This window comes from Bacillus coahuilensis m4-4 (genome assembly GCF_000171615.1).
GTDB classification, from domain to species: Bacteria; Bacillota; Bacilli; order Bacillales; family Bacillaceae_K; genus Bacillus_T; species Bacillus_T coahuilensis.
In genome coordinates this window covers 34,799-48,534 of record NZ_ABFU01000018.3, presented here as the reverse complement: position 1 = coordinate 48,534, position 13,736 = coordinate 34,799, and the positions used below count along the sequence as shown (strand labels likewise).

Annotated in this window: 14 protein-coding genes, 2 pseudogenes and 1 riboswitch; of the genes and pseudogenes, 5 read left to right on the top strand and 11 right to left on the bottom strand. The window is 36.8% G+C overall.

Annotation, left to right across the window (positions count from 1 at the left end; all coding sequences use genetic code 11):
* Positions 1 to 383: 383 nt before the first annotated feature.
* The 3 genes and pseudogenes from M44_RS20245 to M44_RS20240 form a co-directional block, all read right to left on the bottom strand.
* Positions 384 to 1,241: an MFS transporter gene (locus M44_RS20245; protein WP_337444031.1), complete on the bottom strand. Its 858-nt coding sequence runs from the start codon at positions 1,239 to 1,241 to the stop codon at positions 384 to 386.
* Between the two features lie 10 nt (positions 1,242 to 1,251).
* A pseudogene (locus M44_RS29295) lies at positions 1,252 to 1,554 on the bottom strand (MFS transporter); the annotation flags it as partial.
* A gap of 463 nt (positions 1,555 to 2,017) precedes the next feature.
* Complete coding sequence (locus tag M44_RS20240) at positions 2,018 to 3,997, bottom strand: transglycosylase domain-containing protein (protein ID WP_162013643.1); 1,980 nt, start codon at positions 3,995 to 3,997, stop codon at positions 2,018 to 2,020.
* A gap of 147 nt (positions 3,998 to 4,144) precedes the next feature.
* Here M44_RS20240 and M44_RS24730 point away from each other — a divergent pair, with 147 nt between their 5' ends.
* The 4 genes from M44_RS24730 to M44_RS04355 all read left to right on the top strand — a co-directional run bounded on the left by M44_RS24730 (position 4,145) and on the right by M44_RS04355 (position 6,673).
* Positions 4,145 to 4,678, top strand: coding sequence for a universal stress protein (locus tag M44_RS24730; protein WP_010171246.1), 534 nt, complete (start codon positions 4,145 to 4,147; stop codon positions 4,676 to 4,678).
* A 207-nt stretch (positions 4,679 to 4,885) separates the two neighbouring features.
* A complete protein-coding gene (locus M44_RS27815; protein WP_050770890.1) occupies positions 4,886 to 5,695 on the top strand; it encodes a deoxyribodipyrimidine photo-lyase in 810 nt (269 codons plus the stop codon).
* Positions 5,696 to 5,718: 23 nt separating this feature from the next.
* Positions 5,719 to 6,291 (top strand): FAD-binding domain-containing protein, encoded by a 573-nt coding sequence (locus M44_RS27810; RefSeq protein ID WP_050770888.1) that lies wholly within the window; start codon positions 5,719 to 5,721, stop codon positions 6,289 to 6,291.
* A 91-nt stretch (positions 6,292 to 6,382) separates the two neighbouring features.
* Positions 6,383 to 6,673 (top strand): hypothetical protein, encoded by a 291-nt coding sequence (locus tag M44_RS04355; protein ID WP_010171245.1) that lies wholly within the window; start codon positions 6,383 to 6,385, stop codon positions 6,671 to 6,673.
* Positions 6,674 to 6,853: 180 nt separating this feature from the next.
* Here the strand turns inward: M44_RS04355 and splB are convergent, their stop codons facing one another.
* The 7 genes and pseudogenes from splB to M44_RS20225 all read right to left on the bottom strand — a co-directional run bounded on the left by splB (position 6,854) and on the right by M44_RS20225 (position 11,777).
* Entirely contained in the window at positions 6,854 to 7,882 is a 1,029-nt protein-coding gene (gene splB, locus M44_RS04350; RefSeq protein ID WP_010171244.1) for a spore photoproduct lyase, read from the bottom strand.
* A complete protein-coding gene (locus M44_RS04345; RefSeq protein WP_010171242.1) occupies positions 7,875 to 8,138 on the bottom strand; it encodes a transcriptional regulator SplA domain-containing protein in 264 nt (87 codons plus the stop codon). The genes splB and M44_RS04345 overlap by 8 nt, the downstream gene beginning before the upstream one ends.
* A gap of 83 nt (positions 8,139 to 8,221) precedes the next feature.
* Positions 8,222 to 8,992: a TatD family hydrolase gene (locus M44_RS04340; protein WP_010171239.1), complete on the bottom strand. Its 771-nt coding sequence runs from the start codon at positions 8,990 to 8,992 to the stop codon at positions 8,222 to 8,224.
* Entirely contained in the window at positions 8,993 to 9,739 is a 747-nt protein-coding gene (locus tag M44_RS04335; protein ID WP_010171237.1) for an ABC transporter ATP-binding protein, read from the bottom strand.
* Positions 9,736 to 10,494 carry an ABC transporter permease gene (locus M44_RS04330; RefSeq protein ID WP_010171235.1) on the bottom strand — a complete coding sequence of 253 codons (759 nt, stop codon included), beginning with the start codon at positions 10,492 to 10,494 and terminating at the stop codon, positions 9,736 to 9,738. The genes M44_RS04335 and M44_RS04330 overlap by 4 nt, the downstream gene beginning before the upstream one ends.
* Positions 10,491 to 10,781, bottom strand: coding sequence for a thiamine-binding protein (locus M44_RS04325; protein WP_010171234.1), 291 nt, complete (start codon positions 10,779 to 10,781; stop codon positions 10,491 to 10,493). Before M44_RS04325 ends, M44_RS04330 begins: the two co-directional genes overlap by 4 nt.
* 13 nt (positions 10,782 to 10,794) lie before the next feature.
* Positions 10,795 to 11,777, bottom strand: a pseudogene (locus M44_RS20225) (ABC transporter substrate-binding protein).
* Between the two features lie 79 nt (positions 11,778 to 11,856).
* A riboswitch (TPP riboswitch) is annotated at positions 11,857 to 11,965 on the bottom strand.
* A gap of 137 nt (positions 11,966 to 12,102) precedes the next feature.
* Here M44_RS20225 and M44_RS04315 point away from each other — a divergent pair.
* Entirely contained in the window at positions 12,103 to 13,005 is a 903-nt protein-coding gene (locus M44_RS04315) for an aldo/keto reductase (RefSeq protein ID WP_010171232.1), read from the top strand.
* Between the two features lie 220 nt (positions 13,006 to 13,225).
* Here M44_RS04315 and M44_RS04310 read toward each other — a convergent pair whose 3' ends face one another.
* The gene (locus tag M44_RS04310; RefSeq protein ID WP_010171229.1) at positions 13,226 to 13,552 is read right to left on the bottom strand and encodes a hypothetical protein; all 327 of its coding nucleotides are present in this window, start codon (positions 13,550 to 13,552) and stop codon (positions 13,226 to 13,228) included.
* Between the last annotated feature and the right edge of the window lie 184 nt (positions 13,553 to 13,736).

Here is a 13,736-nt window from a genome sequence, read left to right as displayed (position 1 = left end):
GCTGTCGATTTAATATAAATAGAGAAGGCTTCTACATAATTCAATTGATTTGTTTGAAATCATTACTCTCTTTTTCATTGTGAAGCCTCCTCTCTAAATTATTAGTGTATTTTAATTCTTCTTAAGATTATCACTACAGGAAATTTAAGTCAAAACTTTTTTTACGTATTTTCGAAATAATTTACAAGAAGTTAATACTTCTCATTTATTTCATTACGCTAGTATATGTAAAAAGAATAAAAAAAAATAGCAATAAAAAAAAAGACCTAAGGATTCCCCTTAAGCTCCTGATAAAAGCTCTTTCTTATCAAGTTCAACACGTTTGTATAGACGAGGAAGAAACACAGCATAAAATATGCTAACAACAGAGAGAATAAACCCTACTAACCAAAAAGTGATTCAATTGACAGGAAATTAGGAAACCCTACGGCAATTATTCCTAATGTAATAGATTGAGATAGCATCATTAAAGGAGAAATCCATCCTTGTACTCTTCCCATCATCTTTCGATCAACAATAGATGGAAGCCATCCACCAATGGCAACATTAACTGAAGGGAGCACAAAGCCAAGTAAGGTCATAAACAGGATGAATACCCAAACCGTTTCAGAAAAGGAGGCCACTACAACAATAGCTCCTGAAATTAACATACCCCCAGATAGCATTTGATAATATTTTAACTTTTTAACAAGTAACGAGGCAAAGGCAGCCCCAGCAAGCATACCAAGTCCAAAGACAGCAGCAAAGACAGCTGATACTTCCTCATAAGTATTGGGTACTAATTTATATTTTAGTAAATAAAATGGCATAACGGAAAACCCACCATTTACTATGCCTAACATAAAAAATCCTGCTACAAGAGCTAATAGCAAGCGAAAATTGATTATATACTGAAATCCTTCTTTAAAGTCTTTCAACACATTCGTGACATTTATATCACGAATTGAATTTTCTCCATTGGGCATTCTAGCTGACTCAGAAAAGGTTCCGCTCCGTATCAATATGGCCGAAATAGCAAATGAGATAGAATCTACAACCAATGCGCCATATATTCCAAAAAACTTATAAATAATGACTGCCATTCCTGCGCCAAATAAATTAAACAAACTAAACACCATCTGATTCAAGCCTGCCGCCGTTCCGTACTCTTCTTTCGATAATGTTCCCTGTAAAAGTCCGTGCTCTGCAGGAAAGAAAAATTTTTGAACGCCACTTTGTAAGAATAAAAAGAAAAAAACCAAGCGGCATCCAGCCAATATACACAGCTCCAATTAATAATAGTGACATCATAAAGCAGATCACATCACAATAATAGGCGATCTTTTGTCTGTCTAATCGGTCCGCTACAACTCCTACCAAGAAAAATATTAATAATGTAGGTAGGGAATACATTAGTTCAGCAAGTGTTGCAAATACCGGCTGAGAAGAAAAGCGGTCCAACAAATAAAATGTTAATGCTATCATTCCTATCATACTTCCCATCTGAGATGAGAAGTTCGCAAAAAATAGTTTAGAAAAGGAACGATTTTTAAATATTTCGATTATTTCTTTCATACATTACCCCTATCCCTGAATCCCACCCTTTGGTTGAATTTTCTATTTTTTCAAAACCTTCCTACACTATACTAAAATTACAAGAAAATTACAATTTAATTTTACGTTTTTTTCAGACTATTTCTGGGTAAAGAATTAGCAACCGGGGTAAAAAAGACGTCTTTTTTTATATAGATAGTCATCTGCTATTTATCATCTGCTATTATGCATTAAGCTTTATTCTATTTTTTCGTTCATCTGCCTTGACCTTTAAGAATTAGCGGCAGCTAATTTCTTTAAAGGTTTTTTAAATTGAATTTTGGTAAAGTGAAAAGGAACGTTTAGTGAAACGACACGATTACAACAAACACGTGCAGATAACGCCGAACTGAAAAGTACATCCAATATGAAAATCAAAAGAGATTTTGGCTATAGAATTCCATAAAAAAAGAAACTCTCCTGACCCGAGAGTTTCTTTTTGAGGCTACTGGCTTTCTTCAGCTCTAGTAACTGTTGTAGATGAATTATTTTTATAATAGCTTTTTGCTCCATTTGCCAAGTAGTCATTTACAGAATGAACAGGAAACATTTCCTTTTTTGAATAGGGTAATACGCCTTCCATTATTCGCTTAAATACGGGGACAACTCCTGAAGAGCTGGTGGTTGTTAAGTAGTGATTTTCTAGATTTTTTTCATACCCCAACCATACGGACGCTACTAGATTTGGTGTATAGCCTACAAACCATTGATCTTTGCTTCCATCAACTTGTTCACTAACTGTTTGATTGGTTCCGGTCTTCCCTGCAATTTCATATCCCTCAATGGCACCACTTGCCGCTGTACCTGTTTCTAGTACATTTAACATCATGCTAGTTAACTGATGAGCGACCTCAGGTTCTGTCACTTTCACTTGATCAGGGTTATGCTCTACAATAATAGTTCCATTTCGATCCGTAATTTTTGTAATCAGATGACCAGTTGAGCGAATTCCTTCGTTTGCAAAAGCCGTATAGGCCTCGGCCATATCAAATGGTGATACTCCTTGATCAAATCCACCAAGTGCGATACCAAGCTTTCGGTCTTCTACAGGATCATAAGGTAAACCAAATCGATCTAAAGCGTGTAATGCCTGTTGAATCCCTAATTCATTTACTAACCAAACGGCTGAACTATTCACTGATTTTTCTAATGCATAATACATAGGAATACTGCCTAAGTATTCATCATTGTAATTTTTAGGCTCATACGGTTGATCCTGTCCGTAAGACAATTCCTTATCTTCAACGTATGTAAGTGGTGTTAAGCCTGCTTCTATGGCTGGAGTATAAGCAACAATCGGTTTTATGGTAGAGCCTGGTGAAGATTTCATTTGAGTTGCATAGCTAAACTCTCTAAATGTATGAGGCCCTCGCCTACCTACAATGGCTTTTACCCCTCCTGTATTGGCATCCATAATCACGGCACTACTTTGAATAGGGGTATCGCCTGCACCTTTTGGAAATAAATCCTCTTGAAGGTATAATGATTCTAGCTCTCTTTGCATATCAGAATCTAGTTCAGTATACACATGGTATCCACCAGCCAACAACTCATCTTGGCTAATTCCATACGTTTTTTCTAATTCAAAAATCACAGCATCTACATAATAGGGATAGGGATTATTTTGTAGTTTATTAGAATTGGACGGAGCGAGTACGATCTCTTCTTTTAACGATGATTCATAAAGAGATTGATCTATAAACCCTAGCTCGTGCATCTTATAAAGAACCGTTTCTTTCCGCATTTTATTTCCTTCAAAATTTGTAAGTGGATTTAATAGTGAGGGAGCATTAATGCTAGCAGCAAGAACGGCAGATTCAGACAGGGTAATCTCTTTTACGTCTTTACCAAAGAAAACTAGACTTGCTTCTTGTACGCCATGTGCACCTGCACCAAAAAATATTTGATTTAAATACATTTCTAATATCTCATCTTTTGTGTACATTTTCTCAATTTCTAATGAGATTAATAGTTCATCAAATTTACGTTCAAATGTACGTTCAGAGGTTAACACGACGTTTTTGGTTAATTGCTGAGTAATGGTACTTCCTCCAGCTACAATTTTCTGGGCTTTAATATTTGAAACGGCTGCTCTGGTAATCCCTTCTATGTCAAAGCCAGGATGTTGATAAAACCTTTCATCCTCCATTGCAATTACTGCTTTTAATAAATGATCTGGCATCTGATCAATTTTTACATATTCCATCCCTGAGCTTGTAATTTTCACTACTTCTTCACCACGTTGATTATACATATACGTGGGATGAATTTTTGCATTTTCTAATGAGGTGGAATCCCATTTGACTTCATATTGAGTAAAATAGACGAGGCCAATTAAGAATGCAACTAGAACTCCAAGTAAAAAAAATTGATGAACATGAAGCATATTCCAAATGGAACGAGCTCTATTCCATACCTTGAGCATTCCTCTCTCTCCTTCTTCTATAAGTAATAAAATCATTATTCCCCATATATATCCCTATCAAACTTTGTTTACTATCTTAGTGGGTGTTTAGGCTTTGAATATATTTATTTGGGTATATACATAAAAATCCCCTAAGGAGTGATTCACATGTTTAACCACATTTTATTAGCGATTGATTTAGATCATATTAGTGAAAAAGCGGTAGAAATGGCCACCTCTTTTCAAAAAGAGAATCCTTCAACTAAAATAACGGTCGTTCATGTTGATAATGGGCAATCCACTACAGAAGGAAGACTTGATTCAGGTTATTTAGGAGCTAATCAAACACCAATTGTAGATCCTGGAATTCATGGCCAAGGCGTTTTACCTCCACTTAGTGCAGCTACACCAAATGATGAAATAAGAACAGATTCATATAAGAATGAAATTAGGGAGAGAGAGAAGGATGTTTTTTCAGGTGTTAGAGACCAATTTCTATCAAGAGGATTACATGCTAATTTTGAAGTAGTTGGTAAGGATCCAAGCATTGCTGAACGAATTGCATCTTATGCCGAAGAAGCCAATGCGGATTTAATCTTAGTCGGAAACACCCATCTCCAAGGAATAAAAAAGTTGTTTTTAGGAAGTCATAGTGAAAAAATTGCTCAGCATGCAAAAACTTCTGTATTAATCGTTAAATAATGTTAAGTAGACAGCTTCTCGAGCTGTCTTTTTTCATGAAAGCTATTTACCTCAATCATTGTATTCAGCTTACGATCAAGATAACCATATGATTTATATACGAACATCTAAAACTCGATATAGGAAAAACTAAAACACACCCTTATTTTCATCATATGAGCAACTTAATTATAATGATATGGATTAGACCTAAAAGGATGAGATTTAATGAAACGAATTATAGTATTAGTCCAGCAAGACTTTAGACTTCATGACAACCCAGCTTTGTGGCGTGCTTCCAAAGAAGGACAAGTACTTCCTGTTTTTATTTACGATAAAGAAGTTTCCCCGTTTCGGGTTGGAGAAGCAAAACAGTGGTGGTTGCACCATGCATTAATGGATTTCCAGAACAGTTTACGAGAAATAGGATGCCCCCTCATAATTAAAGAAGGATCCATTACTGACGAATTAACAACCATCGTAAAGAACGTCAGAGCGACTGCGGTCTATTGGAATCGCGTATATTCCCCTAAACTTTACCAAACACTTCAGCATGTAGGGAAAGCACTTCAACAACAAAATATACATGTAGAATCCTTTGAAAGTTTCTTACTCCAATCCCCTTGGGCGATTAAGAATGGCAAAGGAGAACCCTATAAGGTTTTCACACCATATTACAAAAGCTTTCTAAAAACCCATGTTCCAAAGGTCCTCCCTACCGTTCGAACAATAAAAGCCATGGAAACGGACGAACCCTCAAAGAGAATAGATGACCTACAGCTGTTACCATCCATATCATGGGATCAAGGCTTTTATAAAAAGTGGGAAACACCAACAGAACAAGCTGGAATAGCACACTTTAAAAAATTTTTCGATTCCAAAATAAATCAATACGACCAAGATAGAGATTATCCCTTTCAAGATGGCACTAGCTTACTCTCGCCCTATCTAGCAAGCGGCCAGATTTCTGTTCGGAGTATGTTCATACCATTCGTGCGGAAGAGAAAGATAAATTTGAACCCTTTATTAGACAATTAGTTTGGCGTGACTTTGCTTATTCTGTGCTATTCTATCACCCAACGTTTGCAAAAAAATCGCTCAAGGAAAATTTTTCGAAATTAGAATGGGAAAAGGACCCTGACCCCTTTTCAAAATGGACGAGAGGGTTAACAGGATATCCTATGGTCGATGCAGGGATGAGAGAATTATGGGAGACCGGCTATATGCATAACCGCGTACGCATGATTGTAGCGTCTTTTCTCGTGAAGCATTTATTACAGCCCTGGCAAAAAGGGGCTGATTGGTTTTTAAATACATTGGTCGATGCTGATGAAGCGAATAATGCGCTAGGGTGGCAGTGGATTGCTGGAACGGGAACAGGTTCATCCCCTTTTTTCCGCATTTTTAATCCAATCACTCAAGGTAAAAAGTTCGATCCAGATGGTGAGTATATTAAAAGGTGGGTACCTGAGTTAAGAGGAGTCCCTAAAGAATACATCCACGATATGACAGAAGCACCATCATCTGTACTTAATACTGCAGGGGTAGAATTAGGGAAGAACTATCCTTACCCAATTGTCGAACATAAGGAAGCTAGACAAAGGGCGTTAGAAAGATATGAGAAAATAAAGTAGAGGTTACCAAATATTACACCTTATTCTGATGGGTAAAAGTGAAAAGATTGGGTAAAGAATAGGTAAGATTACTTAGAAAGGATCAACCTAGATGAGAAAATCCATATTCTTTATTTCAAAAGACCCTACTAGATGTTTAATAGCAAAAGGTTGGGCGTCCAAATTACCTTCTACTAAATGGACGTTTCAATCCGGAGGAGCTAGCACAGGAATATTAGATGAGTTACCTAAGCGAGCTATGTACGAAGTAAATTTACCAATTCCAGAAGAAATTCCCTCCATCCATGATGTAACTGTTCAAGAGGCACACCATGTCATTTGGATACGAGACAAAGAAGCAGGAGAAACACTCCCTCCTCTGTTAGAAAAGCTTCGAACGTAATTTCTTGGGATATTAAGAATCCTTCCTTTGAAGATACATCATACGAAGAACAGCATGCGCTCTATCAAGAAATATGTGATGATATTGCCCTGAAAGTATTAGAGTTATCCCACTATTTACTGCCGCACTAAAACACCTCACCCAACCTTAGTTGTCGTGAGGTGTTTTTTGAATTATGAATTAAGTGAAGTATTCTAGCTTTGCATTCGGAAAATATTTCTCAATATAATCTGAAAGTGTGTCTTTTAACGATGCTTCCTGGTCCTTCTCATAAATATACTTTCCAATTCCATACTTGCCCCATTTGTACCGGCGCTTTTCCTCATCTAATTCTAGCTTAGTCATTGGATAGTTCTTTTCAATGACTCGTTTAGCTGGCTTGGTAAAACGGTGCTGAATAAGTTCAAAAGTTAAATCCTTTTTAGCTTCTTGTGGTAACTCAGACTCGAGCCGTTCAAATAAATCCTTGTACCCTTCTTCCCATCCATCATGTACATAGATGGGTGCAATAATAAAGCCTAATGGATAGCCTGCTCTTGCTACTTTACCAGCAGCCTCGATTCTATCTGCAAAGCTCGAGGTACCAGGCTCAAAATTTTTAATCACATAGTCCGCATTCATACTAAACCTGAAACGTGTTCGTTCATTATGCTTAGCATCTAAAAGATGATCGACATGATTAAACTTCGTGACAAATCGTAATACTCCATGCTTTGATTCCCCAAAAAATTCAATTGCACGCTTCAACGTATGAGTTAAATGATCGATTCCAACAATATCTGACGTACAAGACGCTTCAAATCGAGTCGTTTCTGGAGCTCTTTCCTTCATATATTTTTCTGCTGCCTCGAAAATATCATCCGTGTTAACATACGTTCTAATATACGGCTTACTTCCCATCGTTGTTTGTAGATAACAATAATGACAATGCCCCATACAGCCCGTAGCAAACGGAATGGCATATTCAGCTGAAGGCTTTGACGTATCGAATTTTAACGTTTTTCTTAAGCCTACAACAAGGGTAGATTTTGCAATTCGATATTTTTGAAAGTCATTTTTTCCAGGTAGGTTACGAACTTGATTATGAGAAGTTGTTTCTCTTATCTCAACGCCGAGCTTCGTAAATTTCTCCATTAATTCTTTTCCTAAAGGATAATCTAGGGCCTTCGGCTCAAAGTAGACAAGCTGAGGAACAAATGGCTTAACCAAATACGTCACCGTCCGTTACACCAAAATAATACTCGTACGCTTGCTCTGCCTCTCCAGCAGACGTATACACAGCTAAGTCCTCTGTTAAAGGATAATACTCATCATACATAAACAAAGCTAACGAGTTAGGATCCTCTGGATTATGTACAACAGCCGCTTCTTGCACGTTTGCCACATCTTGAGTGTGAGGATTTCGATACATAACGTAAACGATATCACCAGCTTGATACGATTGATTGTAAACAAAATCAGACATCTAGCTTCCTCCTATCTATTGTAGATAGTTAAAGCTTTCCCATTAAGGCTTATTTTAGGAAGGAAATTTATGGAACTCACCTTTCAAATTTTGAAGAATTTCATAGTATTTGTATAAATATGTTCGTAAACATAGTCTGTTGGCTCTTTCCAAATGAAACCTAAATGTTGAATGGACTCATGTATCATGTTTGAGTGAGTCATCTTCCCTTTAAATGGGCCTTCAAAGGGCCATGGACCATCTGTTTCAAGCATCACCTGCTCACGAGGAAAGACCTTGGCTATCTCTTGTATCTCTTCCTCATATACCAAATTGGGTGTAAAAGACACATAAAATCCATTTCGAATTAATCTTTCTACTTGTTTTATTTCTCCCTTGTACCAGTGAAAATGGGCGTGTGTTATAGAATGCCTTTCTAATAGCTCACACATTGTATCACTATCCTCGTATACTCCATGAATGATGACAGGTAAATCGAATTTCTTTGCTATTTTGATTTGTTCTTCTGCTAATTCTATATAGGGTTCATATGGTAGAGTGGGATTCTCTAATTTTGAATAATGGGGTAATCCGATTTCACCTATGGCGATCATAGAGTTTCCTTCCTGTTTTAAAAATGAGAGTAATCTTTCTTGATCGGTATAAGAGGGAATGGTTTGTTCCGGATGAAAACCATATGCAGGTAAAACTCTGTTATTTTTACTTAATTCTTTGACTTGGTAACAGGAGGATTCGTTCATAGAAACAGCAATAAAATAATCGATACCGAAAACAGAAGCTTTATCGAGAAGCTTCTGTTGGTCACTTTCTTTGTACAAATCTAAATGGATGTGAGCATCTATGATTTTGTTCATTTAGATGACTTCCTCTCCTTCAAGCTCTTTATAGATTTTTCTTTTCCAAAATAAAAACTCGTCTGAAAGGATCCATTTCTTTTTTTTCTTTGGTCTTTTAAAAGGAATATCAAATTCTTTTTGGACGGTTGCTGGTCGTTCACTAAGTATAATGATACGATCCGCTAAAAAAATGGCTTCCTCAATATTATGAGTGACAAACAAAACGGATTGCTTATTTTCTTCCCAAATCGAAAGAAGCCAGCTTTGCATTTCATAACGAGTCAATTCATCTAGAGCAGAAAAGGGCTCGTCTAAGCATATGAAAGGCTGTGGTGAAAGTAAAGCACGAATAAAGGCCGCACGCTGCTTCATACCACCTGATAACTGACTTGGATAGGATGTTTTAAACTCTTCTAGTCCAGCCTTATCCAGCATATCTTTTGCTACTTGCGTATCTTTCTTTCCTTTTATCTCTTGACCTAGTAGAACATTCTCCATAATGGTTCTCCAAGGTAACAGGGACGGTGATTGAGGCATATACGAAATATTTCCTTTCGTTCCTGTGATGTCTTGATCATTCAATAATATCCTTCCACTATCAGGCTGTAACAACCCGCCAATGAGTTGAAATAATGTACTTTTCCCACTTCCAGATGGTCCCAGCAATACGACAAACTCTCCGTCTTTTATGTCAAACGTAATATTTTGTAGCACCTCCGTTTCTCCGAACGATTTGCTGATCTCTTCTATCTTGATGTGATTCAAACGGGCTCCCCCTTCCCTTTTATAAATAGCTTCTCTAAAAAAAGGATGATGCTAAAAAATACCATACTCAGTATCATAATTAGAAAAATAGCGACAAATACCCGGTCGGTCCTAAAAGAAGAAGAGGCAAGAGTCATAAATACACCGATTCCCGCTTTCGCTCCTAGCCATTCAGATATGACGGCTCCCATCACGCTGTATGTTGCAGAAATCTTTAAACCAGAGAATAAAGACGGCAAAGACGAAGGAACTTCTACTTTCCAAAATATTTGTCGTTTAGTCGCCCCGGCCATTTTCATGTAATGCAAATATTCATCCGGAGTCTGTCTAAGCCCGTCTAGAGTGGCAACAGCAACTGGAAAGAAACAGACTAACGTAATGACAATTATTTTTGGAAGTAGGCCAAATCCAAACCAAATGACAAGAAGTGGAGCTAAAACGATAATCGGTATGTTTTGAGATAGTATTAACAAAGGATAAAATGCTTCTCTCAATGAAGGAACTAAGTGAAGAAGAATACTTGTTACAATGCCAATTGAACAACCAATAATAAATCCCATAAACGTTAAGTAGGAAGTCGACCATACATCCTCTTTAAAGCTATCCCATATGGAAAAAAATTCTTGAATAATACTAGACGGAGCAGGGAGCATCCAAGCAGGTATATCCCAGATGACCGTAGATATTTCCCAGAAAATGAATAAAAGAAGGAGAACCACAGTAGGTCTCCAACTTTTTTTAGCTACATGTTTCATCTATACTTCTCCGTTAACGTTTCGAGTTGAATACCAGACGGTTGGTATAATAATTTCATTTGTGAAATGACATTCTTACTACCTATTTCAATCATTCGCTCATTCATTTTTTCTACTAATTGTAAAAGCTCAGACATATTTCCTTCAACAGTAGTATCAAGAGGATGAACCTCATATTTTAATCCACTTTCATGAATGATTGCAATGGCTTCATCAACATAAGGAATGACATCTTCTCCATCTTTTGTTTTTGGTAGAATTTGAATGCTTAATAATGCTGTACTCATCATTTGATCTCCTTTAGTTTGGCAAATAGTCATTGGTAAATGCTTCAGTTGCGTTAAAATCGCCTTCTAATAATCCATTTTCGGCCATCCACTCAGAATAATTCGTCCAAACTGATTCTTTTTGCTCTCCCCAACGCTGTGCATCATCCTTGTATTTATCTTTTAACCATTCTTGTGATGCTTTAACGAGTTCAGCATCAAGGTCTGGCTCAGCTTCTATTAAAATATCTGCTGCTTCACTTGGATTTTCAATTGAAAATTCATATCCTTTAGTAACGGCAGCTAAAAAAGCTTTGACAAGCTCTGAATCATTTTCAATATGATCCTCATTTGTTGTTAATACTGGAGTGTAGTAATCTAGCTTCTCTGAGTAATCTGTTAAATAAATCATATTTAACTCTTCCCCTCTTAGCTCAGCTTCTACTCCAGTCCACCCATAATAAATCCAGGCAAAGTCAATATCGCGAGCTACAGCGGTAAAGAAATCACTGTCTCCCATATTAACAAATCCTACTTGTTCAACATCTCCGTCTTCAGTATTCATTAACGATGTAATAACTTCTTTCTCAACAGGAGCTCCCCACCCTCCATACACTTTTCCTTCAAAGTCTTTTGGTGATTGGATATTTTTATCCACTGGAGAGGCAAAACCTGATGTATTGTGTTGTATGACAGCAGCAATGGATACGATCGGAACTTCCTGTACTCTTGCCTGTGTAACACTTTCTTGATAACTTACACCAAAGTCAGCCTTTCCTGAAGCTACTAACTGGTCGGCTCCAGATTCCCCAGGCATTATAATGTCAACATTAAGTCCCTCTTCTTCAAAAACCCTTTCTCTTTAGCAACATATAATCCTGTATGATTTGTATTCGGTGTCCAGTCTAAAACTACTGTCACATCTTGTGTTACATCCTTGTTAGCAGACTCTTCTTTTTCTCCGCTACATCCCACTAATAGACCTAGTAAGAACATGCTGATTACTAATTTCTTCATGTGTAGTATTCCCCCCTAAATGACTGTATATAAAACAAAAACGCCTAGGCTACATACCTAGGCGTGATAACATCATTCATCATTACTCGTCAATGTTTCCTACGCTGGTATAAGCCAGATCAGGTTCAAGGGTTAATAGATTCCGTCTATCTTCTCACCCGGCAACACCGGTTCCCCTACATTTTAAACTATTCGATTGCGCTTTCATTGATTAACTATGACAGAAACCTCTGAAAGTTTCAACAAAAAAGTTTGGGCGAATGTTTTTTCTTGGGTTGAAAAAAAGAGTATAATAGTGTGCGATACATACTAAGGAGGCTATACAATGCAACGCATCCAACTAACTGAAGATCTATCCTTTTCAAGAATTGTACACGGATTATGGAGACTAGCTGACTGGAATTACTCATCAGAACAAACAGTAGAATTAATTGAATTCTGTCTTGAAAACGGAATCACAACATTTGATCACGCAGATTTATATGGTGGTTACACATGCGAAGGACTTTTTGGAGAAGCTTTAAAGCTAAAACCAGAACTTCGTGAAAAGATGGAAATCGTAACAAAATGTGGAATTGTCATCCCTTCTGATGAGCGTCCAACTCACAAAACGCATCATTACAATACAACGAAAGAACACATTCTACGATCAGTTGAAAATTCTTTAAAGAGTTTAGGAATCGAGTATATTGATGTATTACTCATTCATCGCCCTGATCCGTTTATGAATCCAGTGGATGTAGCAGAAGCATTTAATGAATTACATGCTTCTGGTAAAGTGCGTCATTTTGGTGTTTCTAACTTCAAGGATCATCAATATAGAATGCTCGAATCCTATTTAGATGTTCCATTAATTTTGAACCAAATTGAACTTTCTGCTTATCACTTAGAAAACTTTGAAGACGGAACATTGAATCTAAACCTTGAAAAACGTTTAGGAACAATGGCTTGGAGCCCGCTTTCAGGAGGGAATATATTCACTGGAGATGACGAGAAATCTGTTCGTCTACGTTCTGCGCTTGAAAAAGTAGGAGCAGAAATTGGGGCAAAGGGAATTGATGAAGTGATGTATGCTTGGCTACTTCAACATCCTGCAAACATTATGCCAATCGTTGGATCAGGTAAAACAAATAGAATTCAATCAGCCATTCGTTCATTAGACCTTTCTTTAAATCATGATCAGTGGTTTGAAATTTTACATGCTAGCATGGGGCATGAGGTACCATAAACCTACTTTCTTTATTTTTAGAGGATCTAGTATAACTGTAAGTATTTCGGTTGTGAAGTAGAAAACGCCTATTCACAACCGAAATAACAAGGTAAATCGCATAACTTTGGACATCAAAATCGCACAAGAAAACGCAGAGGTTTATGTTCCTTTGCGTTTTTAATGTTTTATTGACTTACTGTTCAACTAAAGCACCCGTTAGTGAAGTATCACTGTTCTTTTAATTAAAGGTTTCATTGTAAATTTGTATCCATATCTTTCGTTTCAAAAATAACGTTGAAAGCAAAACGGCTTCGCCTACAACTAATAATCCTATACCTAAAACTAATCCTCCAAAGAATAGAAATTCATTTACACCCCAAGCGAAGAAGAACCATCCTATTATTGCAAATACACCTAATGCCAAGTTTATAGTTCCTGCAATTAAGGCTTGCGGTAGAAACAATCCCGTTTTTTTAATCATAGTAGAACCATATTTAAAACTTATTAAAGTCGCTACAATCATAAATATAATATATATAGTCATCGCTATATCTATCTCACTCATATAACCCACTCCTTTATATAAATTTTACTATATAAATCCATAATCCTTATTAAAGATAACTGCCCCGTTAGTTTAAGTACATCCCTTCACAAACTCTACATATATAGTTTAGCATTAAGCCTTTTACTCCTACAAAAATCTTACAATTAACTATACAAAATAACATTGGTTTTGACCATGGTTT

Coding starts and splice junctions, on each gene's coding strand:
- M44_RS20240 (WP_162013643.1), bottom strand. CDS start 3,997: ATGCTCAAGGTATGGAATAGAGCTCGTTCCATTTGGAATATGCTTCAT.
- M44_RS24730 (WP_010171246.1), top strand. CDS start 4,145: ATGTTTAACCACATTTTATTAGCGATTGATTTAGATCATATTAGTGAA.
- M44_RS27815 (WP_050770890.1), top strand. CDS start 4,886: ATGAAACGAATTATAGTATTAGTCCAGCAAGACTTTAGACTTCATGAC.
- M44_RS04355 (WP_010171245.1), top strand. CDS start 6,383: ATGAGAAAATCCATATTCTTTATTTCAAAAGACCCTACTAGATGTTTA.
- M44_RS04345 (WP_010171242.1), bottom strand. CDS start 8,138: ATGTCTGATTTTGTTTACAATCAATCGTATCAAGCTGGTGATATCGTT.
- M44_RS04340 (WP_010171239.1), bottom strand. CDS start 8,992: ATGAACAAAATCATAGATGCTCACATCCATTTAGATTTGTACAAAGAA.
- M44_RS04330 (WP_010171235.1), bottom strand. CDS start 10,494: ATGAAACATGTAGCTAAAAAAAGTTGGAGACCTACTGTGGTTCTCCTT.
- M44_RS04325 (WP_010171234.1), bottom strand. CDS start 10,781: ATGAGTACAGCATTATTAAGCATTCAAATTCTACCAAAAACAAAAGAT.
- M44_RS04315 (WP_010171232.1), top strand. CDS start 12,103: ATGCAACGCATCCAACTAACTGAAGATCTATCCTTTTCAAGAATTGTA.
- M44_RS04310 (WP_010171229.1), bottom strand. CDS start 13,552: ATGAGTGAGATAGATATAGCGATGACTATATATATTATATTTATGATT.